8 protein-coding genes and 1 pseudogene are annotated in these 11,338 nt (G+C 65.6%); 3 read left to right on the top strand and 6 right to left on the bottom strand.

The features are described 5' to 3' along the window. Positions 1–127 precede the first annotated feature (127 nt). On the bottom strand, positions 128–1,936 hold the full coding sequence (locus tag DBR22_RS11675; RefSeq protein WP_108599150.1) for an AMP-dependent synthetase/ligase: 1,809 nt from the start codon (positions 1,934–1,936) through the stop codon (positions 128–130). A 251-nt stretch (positions 1,937–2,187) separates the two neighbouring features. Here DBR22_RS11675 and DBR22_RS11670 point away from each other — a divergent pair, with 251 nt between their 5' ends. Further along, on the top strand, positions 2,188–3,204 hold the full coding sequence (locus DBR22_RS11670; protein ID WP_108599149.1) for an ROK family glucokinase: 1,017 nt from the start codon (positions 2,188–2,190) through the stop codon (positions 3,202–3,204). A gap of 37 nt (positions 3,205–3,241) precedes the next feature. Here the strand turns inward: DBR22_RS11670 and DBR22_RS11665 are convergent, their stop codons facing one another. The 3 genes and pseudogenes from DBR22_RS11665 to DBR22_RS11655 all read right to left on the bottom strand — a co-directional run. After that, complete coding sequence (locus tag DBR22_RS11665; protein ID WP_108599148.1) at positions 3,242–3,820, bottom strand: hypothetical protein; 579 nt, start codon at positions 3,818–3,820, stop codon at positions 3,242–3,244. Beyond that, positions 3,813–4,637 (bottom strand): alpha/beta hydrolase, encoded by an 825-nt coding sequence (locus DBR22_RS11660; protein ID WP_108599152.1) that lies wholly within the window; start codon positions 4,635–4,637, stop codon positions 3,813–3,815. Before DBR22_RS11660 ends, DBR22_RS11665 begins: the two co-directional genes overlap by 8 nt. Before the next feature lie 36 nt (positions 4,638–4,673). Continuing rightward, a pseudogene (locus DBR22_RS11655) lies at positions 4,674–5,438 on the bottom strand (alpha/beta hydrolase); the annotation flags it as partial. 111 nt (positions 5,439–5,549) lie between these two features. Between DBR22_RS11655 and DBR22_RS11650 the strand changes: the two are divergent. Next, positions 5,550–6,269, top strand: coding sequence for a lysophospholipid acyltransferase family protein (locus DBR22_RS11650; protein ID WP_108599147.1), 720 nt, complete (start codon positions 5,550–5,552; stop codon positions 6,267–6,269). Positions 6,270–6,340: 71 nt separating this feature from the next. Then, the gene (locus DBR22_RS11645) at positions 6,341–7,732 is read left to right on the top strand and encodes a class II 3-deoxy-7-phosphoheptulonate synthase (RefSeq protein WP_375134953.1); all 1,392 of its coding nucleotides are present in this window, start codon (positions 6,341–6,343) and stop codon (positions 7,730–7,732) included. A 50-nt stretch (positions 7,733–7,782) separates the two neighbouring features. On the opposite strand, the gene DBR22_RS11640 is transcribed toward DBR22_RS11645, so the two are convergent. Next, on the bottom strand, positions 7,783–9,909 hold the full coding sequence (locus tag DBR22_RS11640; protein ID WP_108599145.1) for a Stk1 family PASTA domain-containing Ser/Thr kinase: 2,127 nt from the start codon (positions 9,907–9,909) through the stop codon (positions 7,783–7,785). Positions 9,910–10,020: 111 nt separating this feature from the next. Then, positions 10,021–11,338, bottom strand: a 1,318-nt coding sequence (locus tag DBR22_RS11635) for a lytic transglycosylase domain-containing protein (RefSeq protein ID WP_258229158.1), incomplete at its 5' end; no start/stop codon positions are given.

Below are 11,338 nucleotides of genomic sequence, written 5' to 3'. Positions count from 1 at the left end.
GAGCAGGTCCAGGGCGGGGATCTCCTCCTGGTCGTGGAGTAAACCCTAAACACAACGCGGGGGCACTTTCCGCCCAATAAACTCTGTTTATCGGGCGGAAAGTGACCCCGCGTTGCTGTTTCCGCGCTTAGTTGCGGGGAGCGCCGTACATTTCTTCGATGACGTTTTCGAAGTCCTTCATCACCTGGGCCCGCTTGACCTTCATCGAGGGCGTCAGGTGGCCGGACGCTTCGGTGAAGTCTGAGGGGACGATACGGAAGGACTTGATGGCCTCGGCCTGGGAAACGGAGGCATTGGCCTGCGTGATGAGGTCCTGCACCGCGGCCTTGACCACGGAATTCTCCGCCGCCTCTTCAATGGTGGTGGAAGCAGGGAGCCCATGGCGTTGCAACCAGCCTGGCAGGGCTTCCTGGTCAAGGGTCACCAGGGCGCCGATGAACGGCCGGTTGTCACCCACCACCAGGACCTGAGAGACCAGCGCATCGGCGCGGATCTGGTCCTCCAGGAGCGCCGGGATGACGTTCTTGCCGCCCGCGGTAACGATGATTTCCTTCTTGCGGCCCGTGATCCACACAAAGCCGTCCTCGTCGAGGCGCCCGATGTCTCCGGTCCGAAGCCAGCCGTCGTCAAAGGTCTCAGCAGAGAGATCCTCACGGTTGTAGTAGCCACGCATCACGCAAACGCCCTTGGCGAGGATCTCGCCGTCTTCAGCGATCCGGACCGCATTACCGGGCAGGGGCTTGCCCACCGAGCCGATTTTGATCAGTGCCGGGGTGTTGACCGAGATGGGGGCGGTGGTTTCCGTCAGGCCGTAACCCTCGAGAATCTGCATTCCGATGCCCTGGAAGAAGTGGCCCAGCCGTTCGCCCAGGGGGCCGCCGCCGGATACCGCGTGGGCTACGTTGCCGCCCATGGCTGCACGCAGCTTGCCGTAGACGAGTTTGTCGAAAAGGGTGTGGCGGAGCTTCAGGCCCAAGCCGATGTGGCCGGCTTGCCGGGCCTTGGAGAACGCAATGGCGGTTTCCGTGGCCTTGTGGAAGATGGCGCCCTTCCCGGCGTCCTCAGCCTTGGTCAGGGCCGAGTTATAGACCTTCTCGAAGACGCGGGGGACGGCAAGGATGAAGGTTGGCTGGTAACTCTGCAGATCGGCAAGGAGGTTCTTGATGTCCGGTGTGTGCGCCACCGTGGCACCGCCTGCCACTGCCAGGACGGAGATGAAGCGGGCAAAGACGTGTGCCAGCGGGAGGAACATGATGGTCTTGGAGTTCTCGTTGACGACGTCGCCCAGGATGGCCAGAGCATTGTCGGAGAGCTCCACAAAGTTGCCGTGGGTCAGTTCGCAGCCCTTGGGCCGGCCGGTTGTACCGGAGGTGTAGATGATGGTGGCGATATCCGTCAGCCGGGCCGACGTGCGGCGGGCCTCAAGCTCGGCATCGCTGACGCCGCGCCCGGCCTCGCGGACGGCGTCCAGCCCGGCGCCTTCAAGCTGCCAGACGTGGTGCAGTGCGGTGAGTCCTTCTGAGGTGGCAGCCTGCCGGATGATGTCCTCGTGGTGGGCTGCCTCGGCGAATACGGCAACGGCGCCGGAGTCACCGAGGTTCCAGGCGACCTGGGACGGTGATGAGGTTTCGTAGATCGGGACCGGCACCCCGCCGGCGAACCAGATGGCGAAGTCGACCAGTGCCCATTCGTACCGGGTGCGTGACATGATGCCCACACGGTCGCCGGCCCCTACGCCGCTGGCGATCAGGCCCTTTGCAAGCGCGGTGACGTCGGCCAGGAAGTCCTTGGCGGAGACATTTTGCCAGGCGCCTGCGGAGTCCAGCCGCGAGAACAGCGAAGGGTTGCTGGGCTTGGCAGCCTGCCGAAGCAGCAGATCGGTGATGTTGGTTTCCGGGGGGACCACAACCAGTGGCGGAACACTGAATTCGCGCACTATAGCTCCTTTGATATCCATAGACCCGCACAGGGTATGCCTAAAGACTAATACGCCCGCAACGTGGCCGTGCAGTAATAAACCTACTGGCGAGTAACTTAGGAGTCAAAGCCTGGTGAGTGCCAATTTGCGGGCCTGACGTGGACGCCTGCCCGGCCCGCCTACAATGAGGGACTATGTATGTACCGCCCCACGGCGACCAGGCCGGTTCCCCACGACGTCCAGCGCCCTGGCGGCGACGGCAACAGGCCATGCAGGCCCGGCCGGGGCCGGGGCAAGGACTCCGCGAACACCTGCGGCTCGGGCGCAAGGGCTTGGCCATCGGCATCGACATCGGCGGGACCAAGGTTGCCGGCGGGGTCGTGGACGCTGAAGGCAGGATCCTCAGTGAAACCCGGCGGTCCACTCCCGGCAGCGACCCCCGCGCCGTGGAGAAAGTCATCGTCGAGGTGGTGGAGGAACTGGCTGCCGGCCATCGGATCTCTTCGGTAGGCATCGGAGCGGCCGGGTGGATGGACCTCGACGCCGGTACAGTACTGTTCAGCCCCCACCTCGCCTGGCGGAACGAACCCCTCAGGGCAAACCTGCAGAGCCTGCTGCGCCGGCCGGTCCTGCTGACGAACGACGCCGACGCAGCGGCCTGGGCGGAATGGCGCTTCGGTGCCGGTAAGGGCGAGGACAGGCTGGTGTGCATCACTCTGGGCACCGGCATCGGCGGTGCCATGGTGGTGGACGGCAGGGTGGAGCGCGGCCGCTTCGGCGTGGCCGGCGAATTCGGCCACCAGATCATCATGCCCGGCGGACACCGTTGCGAATGCGGCAACCGCGGATGCTGGGAGCAGTACGCCTCAGGGAACGCGTTGGGGCGGGAAGCGAGGATCCTGGCGCGGGCCAACTCGCCGGTTGCCCACGACCTGTTGGCCGCCGTTGACGGCAACACGGACAGGATCACGGGGGTGACCGTCACCGAGCTCGCCCTGGCCGGAGACGCTGCGTGCCGGGAACTCCTTGACGAAGTGGGCGAGTGGCTGGGTCTGGGCCTGGCGAACCTGGCCGCGGCCCTTGATCCGGGACTTTTTGTGATCGGTGGGGGACTGTGCTCTGCCGGAGATCTCCTTTTGGAGCCGGCACGCAAAGCCTTCGCCCGGAACCTTACCGGCCGGGGCTTCCGTCCTGCAGCGGGAATCGAACTGGCAGCCCTCGGGCCCAACGCCGGCCTCATCGGTGCCGCTGACCTGTCCCGCGTCAGCAGCCGGATGCGCAGCTAGCGGCACAGCCCCGGCCAGCGCCTGCGGGGACGTACCGCTAGACGCGTGCGCCGTCGTCGTTCTCGTCTTTTTCCTGGGGGAGCTTCATCACCAGGTAAACCACTGCGAGGACAAACACCGCCACCATGCCCACCACAGCCAGTACAGGGGCGGACCGCCAGAACATTGCCGACAGGACCAAGGCAACGGGCGCACCCACGGCGCCCAGCCAGGCCAGCATGGTCAGAGGATCGGTCCCCGCAAGGCTCGGCGGTTCCTCGGGAACGAACGCTCCGTCGTCATCTTCCGCCTCATAATCACGGGGCCCTCCGGTGACGGAACCGGGCTGCCCGGAGCCCTCGGAGTCGCCGCCATCGCCCGCTGCCGGAGCGGACGCGAGCCGCTCGGCCGCGGACAGTTCAGTGGGGGCCGCCCCGGCAAGTCCCAGGGGATCGAAGTCGCGGAAGGTTGCGGACGGGGATGGTGCGCCCGTGGCGCCGTTATCTCCAGCGGAATCACCGGTCCCAGCCACGCCGCCTGCCCCGGAACCTTCCTCGAGCCGTGCTACCAGATCAAGCCAGACGGCGTCGTCCTGGTTAGCTCCCTGATCCGGTGAGCCGGAGTCTGGCTTAGTCATTGGCGGTGCCCTTCTGCAGCAGGTCAGACCTCGTGCCTGACGACGCCGGATCGGCAGGGGCCTCGGCGTCGACCACCGTCCGGATGAAATCGACGGAGCCCTGGAAGATTTCCTGGGCATCGTTATCCAACGTTGCCACGTGGTAGCTGTTCTCGAGGGAGGTCAGGGTCAGCGGGGCGTGGGTCAGTCCCCGGCGCAAGGCCACGATGCTCGTATCAGAGACCACGTGGTCCACTGTGGAGCGGAAAACCCGGACCGGGGCGGTGATACGGGGGAGCAGCCTGATGGTGTCCTTAAACATCTTGTTCATCTCATGGGCGGCAGCCACCGGGGTACGCGGGTAGGCCCCTTCGTCCATTCCAGGTTTCAGGATGTCATTGGCGATCGCCGGGGTGCTCTTGAGCACCAGTTTCAGGATCCCTGCCAAGGGTGCGCGTGGATCGTCGATGACCAGTGCCGGGTTGACCAGGACCACGCCGGCAACAGGGCGGGTCGCCGCGATCCTCAAGGCCAGTGCCCCTCCCATGCTCAGCCCGGCCACGAACACCTGGTCGCACTGGGAATCGAGGTCAAGGTAGGCCTCGTCCAGGGCAGCGTGCCATTGCTGCCACCGTGTCCTGGCAAGTTCCTGCCAGCTGGTGCCGTGGCCGGGCAGCAGCGGCATGCGTACCGCGAAGCCGGCATCGGCGAACGCCTGAGCCCAGGCCCGGAGCCCGTGCGGGCTGCCCGTGAACCCGTGCGAGAGCACCACACCGATCCGGACGCCGTCCCCCTGAAGGGCGCTGCTGAAGGGGCTGTGGTCCGGAAGGCTTGCCATAACGTCTCCGTGGGGGTGTGGGGCGGCGTCCGCTGTGTCCGCGGAGTGGGCGAGGAAGAACTTACTGGAACGGGTAAAAATCTCCGGCGCGTCCACATCAAGGGTGGCAACATGGCTGCTGTTGTGAAGGTCCACCACCTCCACCAGCCTCGGTCCGAGGCGGTGCCGCAGCGCGGCCAGCGAGGTGGGAGGCACGACGGCGTCGGTCCGGGACTTGAAGACCTGCACCGGGGCATTAACCTGGTGCAGCCCGCGCGTCGCTGCGCCGAAGAGCTTTTTCAGTTCGTGCACTGCCGTCAGAGGCGTGCGGGAATAGTCGCCGTCTTCGGTGGATGCCGCCGTCGGCTTTTCTTCCTGGATGGGCATCGTGGTGCGCTGGAAGTACTTCAGCACGCCTATCACGCGCACGCGGCGGTCATAGAAGCTCAGGCCCGGATTCACCACGGAAACCCCTGCCACCGGGTGCCGGGCGGCAATGAGGAGGGCGATGGCGCCGCCCATCGACAGGCCGGCCACAAAACACCGGTCCGTCCTGGCGGCAAGCTCCAGGTATGCGTTTTCGAAAGCGGCGTACCAGCCGTGCCAGTTGGAGCGCGCCAGCTGCTTCCAGTCGGTTCCATGCCCGGGCAGCAGCGGCACTGTCACCGCAAAACCCTGGGCGGCAAGGTATTCAGCCCATGGCAGGACGCTGAGGGGGCTGCCCGTAAAGCCGTGGCAGATCGCGATTCCGGTCCGCGCGTTAGGGCCGTGGCCGGGATAGCTGAAAGCGGCAGGCCTGGGCGGGATGCTGCTTTCTGTCATGACACCATCGTGTCACTGTTCCTGACAAATCTCACTAGAGTAGGGTTGCATTGGAGTGCCTGCCTGACCCGACGTAGGGCTGGCCGGCTGGCTTCCGGAGAGGTTCTGAACGTGTTCTATTGGGTCATGAAGAGGATCTTCCTGGGGCCGGTCCTGCGGCTTCTTTTCCGTCCGTGGGTCAAAGGCCTGGACAACGTTCCCGCCGAGGGCGCGGCGATCATCGCCTCGAACCACCTCTCATTTTCGGATTCCATCTTTATGCCCCTGATGGTCCGGCGGCCCGTGGTTTTCCTCGCCAAATCCGAGTACTTCACCGGCACGGGTCTGAAAGGCCGGCTGACAGCCATGTTCTTCCGGCTGACCAACCAGCTGCCCATGGACCGGTCCGGCGGGGCGGCATCGGCCGTGTCGCTCAGTGCCGGCATGGACGTCCTGACTTCCGGCGGGCTCCTGGGGATCTACCCCGAAGGTACCCGCAGCCCGGACGCGAAGCTCTACCGCGGAAAGGTGGGAGTCGCCCGGCTTGCCCTGCAGGCCGGGGTGCCCGTGATTCCTGTGGCCATGATCGGAACGGACAAGGTCCAGCCCATCGGCAAGCGGATGCCTAACATCCGCCGGATCGGCATGATCTTCGGTGCCCCCTTGGATTTCAGCCAATACGCTGACCAGGCCGAGGACCGGGAAGTCCAGCGCAAGGTCACGGACGAAATCATGTTCGAGCTCATGCGGCTCTCGGGCCAGGAATACGTGGACGAGTATGCGGCCGTGGTGAAGCTCAAGCTCGCAGGCGCAGCAGCAGAGGCAAAGGGCAAGGACCCGGCTGCAGGCTGACTGTGACGCCGCTCCCGGGACGCGTGACGGTGAGGTGTTCCGAAGCCCGCTACGCCCTTTAGTCTTAGATAGTGACTGAGCTATCTGCAAAACCTGTCTTTTCGCTGTCCAGCACCGCCCAGAGCGGAGCAGCCAACTATCCCGGCCTGGACGACTGGCGCGATCTTCCCGTGTCCCAGCAGCCCAGCTGGCAGGACAAGGACGTTTTTGACGCCTCGGTCAAGGAACTTTCCGTACTCCCGCCGCTCGTCTTCGCCGGCGAAGTGGATGTCCTCCGCGAACGTCTGGCAGCTGCTGCCCAGGGCAAGGCGTTCCTGCTCCAGGGCGGCGACTGTGCTGAAACCTTCGAAGCGGCCACCGCGGACAAGATCAGCGCCAGGGTCAAGACCATCCTCCAGATGGCTGTGGTCCTCACCTACGGTGCCGCGATGCCGGTCATCAAGATGGGCCGCATGGCGGGGCAGTTCGCCAAGCCGCGTTCGTCCAATGACGAGACCCGCGATGGCGTGACGCTTCCGGCCTACCGCGGTGACATCGTCAACGGCTATGACTTCACCCCCGAATCCCGCGGCCACGACGCCGCCAGGATGTTGAAGGCCTACCACACCTCAGCTTCGACGCTGAACCTGATCAGGGCCTTTACCCAGGGCGGGTTCGCGGACCTGCGCTCGGTGCATCAGTGGAACAAGGGCTTCACAGAGAATCCTGCCCACGCGCGCTACGAGTCCCTGGCCCGTGACATCGACCGCGCCATCAAGTTCATGGCATCCTGCGGAGCGGACTTCGAAGCGCTCAAGCGGGTGGAGTTCTTCGCCAGCCACGAGGCTCTGCTGCTGGATTACGAGCGCGCCCTGACCCGCATCGACTCCCGCACCGGGTTCCCCTACGACACCTCTGCTCACTTCCTCTGGATCGGGGAACGCACCCGGGAGCTTGACCACGCCCACGTCGACTTCCTGTCGCGCGTCCGGAACCCGATCGGCGTCAAGCTCGGCCCATCCACAACCGGGGACGACGCCCTCCGCCTCATCGACAAGCTGGATCCGGAGCGCGAGCCCGGCCGGCTGACCTTCATCACCCGCATGGGTGCAGCAAACATTCGCGGGAAGCTCCCCGCCGTCGTCGAGAAGGTCACCGCCTCGGGCGCGCAGGTCCTGTGGGTTACGGACCCGATGCACGGCAACACCGTCACCTCGCCCAACGGCTACAAGACCCGCAACTTCGACGACGTCATTGACGAGGTGCGCGGGTTCTTCGAGGTGCACCACGCCCTGGGGACTGTCCCCGGTGGCCTGCACGTCGAAATGACCGGGGACGACGTCGCCGAATGCCTGGGCGGTGCCGACCCCGTCGACCAGGAATCCTTCCTGGACAAGTACGAGTCGGTCTGCGACCCGCGCCTGAACCACATGCAGTCCCTTGAGATGGCATTCCTTGTGGCCGGCGCGCTGGCTAAGCACTGACCCTGCGGACCTGCATGAGCTGTGAGTGGTGTGGCCGGCGGATAACCCGGCTACACCACCGTCAGGGTAATGACTGATCCTTCGGGAACCTCTTCGTCAACCGGGTCCTGGTCCCTGACCGTTCCAAAGAAGCCGCCGAGGACGTTGTTCACGCGGACCTGGAAGCCGAGCTTTTCCAGTTCCCTGCGGGCTTCGCCGGCCTGCTTGCCGATGAAGCTCGGAACCTCCACGAGCTTCGGTCCCCTGGAAATTGTCAGCGTCACGGTGCCGCCCCGCGTGAGTGTTCCATTGGCCGGCGCCTGACTGAGCACCGCGCCCCTGGGCACGTTCTTGTCGTTGACCTCGTCCTTCGCCACAACGGCCTTCAATCCCGCTGCCCCGATGGCTTCGACGGCTTCATCCTCATCCAGCCCGACGACGGACGGGACGGCGATGGGCTCGGGGCCCTTGGAGACTGTCAGGGCAACCGGCGTCCCATGACGGGCCGCCGTACCTGCGGCCGGGTCCTGGGCGAGGACCACGCCGGCGGCAATGCCCTCGTCGAACTGCTCCACTATGGTTCCCAGGGCCATTTCGGCCGAATTCAGTTCGTTCTTGGCCTGATCCAGCGTCAGGCCCGTGAGTTTCGGCAGCTCGAACAGTTGCGGTCCTTTGGAGACAAACAAAGCCACGGGCTGGAACTTCCTGATCTCTGTTCCGGCGCCCGGCTCCGAGCCCACCACCAGTCCGGACGGGACGTCGTCGTCAAAAACGTCACGCGTGCTGGACTGGAAGCCCGCATCGCTCAGCAGCTGCTGCGCCTGCGCCACCGTCTTGTTCGCCACCGCGGGGATGGTTCCGGGCGAGCCGGGGCCCATCCCGAAGAACCAGCCGCCCCCGGTCGCGAGCAAAGCGATGATAACCAGGACCACTACCCACAGGGCCCCGCGGCGCCGCGGGTTGCCTTCCCGGAGGGACCTGAGCGGGGTCGCTGCCGCCCGCGACCTGGCCTTCTCCGTTTCCTTGTCTGCCTTGCGCTGGGCCCGCTTGGTGAGGGGAGCCGCTTCGGTGTCCGGGTAGGGACCGTACCCACCGGATGTCCGCGGGCCGGCTGTCCGCGCGTCGAAGGGCGCGGAGGGTGCAACACCGGGAAAGACAGCGGTGGGGTGTTCATGTGGCCGGAACTGTTCCTGCGCACGCGTCGGGTCCTGCGGGTGTTGTTCCTGCACCCGGGGTGGCCGTGTCGGCGCCAGCGGCGAGATCACGCTGGTGGGGTTGTTAGTGCGCGCGATGATTTCTGTCGGGCTCTGGGCTCCGGCCGCGATGGCTGCGGGAGGCTGGAGGTCCAGTTCGCGGTCCGTGAGGTTGGTCCGGATGTGCCGCAGTTCCTGGAGCAGGGCGTTCCCGTCCACGGGCCGGTTCTCCGGATCGTTGTCGGTGCACCACTGCACCAGTTCGTCCACTTCGGCCGCAAGGCCCGGAACCAGGGCCGACGGCGGCCCCACTTTTCCGTTCACGTGCTGGTAGGCGACCTGGATGGGGACGTCGCCGTCGAACGGCTGCTTGCCGGTGAGCATCTCGTAGAGCATGATCCCGACGGAGTAGATGTCGCTGCGGGCATCGGCTGGCTTTCCGAGCACCAATTCGGGGGAGAGGTATGCCACCGTGCCGATCAGGGCACCGGTGCTGGTGGATGTGGTGACGGCCCTGGCCAGGCCGAAGTCGCCCAGCTTGATCCGGCCGTCCTCGGCGATGAGGACGTTTTCCGGTTTGATGTCGCGGTGGATCATCCCGGCGGCATGCGCCGTTCCCAGCCCTTCGATCACGGGATCGATGAGCGCCAGGGCGAGCCGTGGAGGTAACGCACCCTTGGACGTGATGACGTCCCGGAGGGTGTGGCCCTTGATGTACTCCATGACAAGGTAGGCGGTCTGGCCGTCATTGCCCTGGTCCAGCACCCCCACCACATGGGGGTGGGAGAGCCTGGCCGCGGTCTTGGCCTCCCGGCCAAGCCGGCCCAGAAAGCTCTCATCCGTGGCGAGGTGCGGGTGCAGCACCTTGAGGGCGACATCGCGCTCCAGCCTGAGGTCCGTGGCGAGGTAAACAGTGGACATGCCGCCGCGCGCGAGTTTGGAGCGGACGGCGTAGCGGTTATCCACCAGCGTTCCAACGAGACGGTCTGACACGTATTCCTGCACTCTACGATCCTAATCCCGCAACGAAAAAGGGTCCGAACCGACCTGCGGTCCGGACCCCTGTCCGTGAGCCAATGACTGCGGCAGCAAGCCTTGGCAGCGTTGCTGGATGGTTCAGCCGAAGTTCTTCTGATGGGCCTTGATGGCCGCCACATAGGCTTGGGTGTCGTCGTACATGCCGTACTTGCTGACGGAGTACTGGCCCTGGTAGTAGCCGGCGATCGCGTTGTCCAGGTCCTTGCTGGTTGCGATCAGCCGCTTGATGATGGCTACGCCCGCTGTCGCGTTGTCGTAGGGATCCAGCAGGTTAAGTTTCCGTCCCACCAGGTCGGAGGCCCACTGGCCGGATGTAGGGATCACCTGCATGGTTCCGATGGCGTTGGCCGGTGAAACGGCCCGCTGGTCAAAACCCGATTCCTGATGAGCGAACGCGAGGGCAAGGGACGGGTCCACGCCCATCTGGCGGGCAGTGTCTGCCACGATGGTGCGCATCTGGTCCCGGGATGGGACAGGCGACGCGTTCAGCAAGGCCTTGTTCTCGTTGGCGGAACTGACCACCGCCGCGGGGTAGCTGAAGCCCAGGAAGGAGCTTGGTACCAGCGGCGTCACGCTGGCAGCCGGTGCCGGGGCGGACGATGCGGGCTGAACCGGGGCGCCCGGAATCACCAGCTTGTTGCCCGGGTAGATCAGGGTTGTCATGCTCAATTGGTTCGCCGCGAGGAGTTCCGAGAGCTTGACGCCATGGCGTGAGGCGATCGCAGACAGGGTGTCCCCGGCTTTGATCGTGTAGGCACCTGTTGGCGCAGCTGCCGGAGCAGGCGCGGGGGCTGCAGGGGTGGAGGCTGGTTGGGGCGCCGCCGGCGCGGCGGCCTCGCCGGCGCCTACCTTGACCTTCTGGCCGGGGCGGATGATGGAGCGCATGTTCAGCCCGTTCCAGCTGAAGATGTCCGAGAGGCTGACGTTGTGCCGGGCTGCAATGGCACCGAGCGTGTCGCCGGCTTTAACGGTGTAGCTGCCTCCCGCGCCGGACGGCGCCGGAGCAGGTGCCGAGGGCGCCGGGGCCGGTGCAGCAGCGGCTGAACCGGAAAGCTTGATCTTCTGGCCCGGGTAAATGATGGTGTTCGGCTGGAGGTTGTTCAGTTTGAGGACCTCGTAGGTGTCGAGGCCGAACTTGCCGGCAATGCCGCTGATGGTGTCGCCCCGGGCAACGCTGTATTCGGCGGGTGCCGCGGGCTGCGCCGGCTGGAAAGCGGCAGGAATGGTGGTGGACACGGAGGCTGCGGGGATCAGGCCCGCTTTGGCTTCGGCAGCCTGGGCTTTCATGGCGGTGGCAAGTGTCGCGGGAACCGGCCGGGCAGGGGACTGTGCGGCGGCGGGTTGGGCGAGGGCCAGCGACGACAGTACAACCGCAGGCAGAGCCGCCGTTGTGACG

Origin of the sequence: Arthrobacter sp. HMWF013 (assembly GCF_003061105.1) — a bacterium.
In the GTDB taxonomy this organism is placed as follows: Bacteria; Actinomycetota; Actinomycetes; order Actinomycetales; family Micrococcaceae; genus Arthrobacter.
Note: the sequence above shows the minus strand (reverse complement) of the source record. Positions and strands in the feature narration are given on the sequence as shown.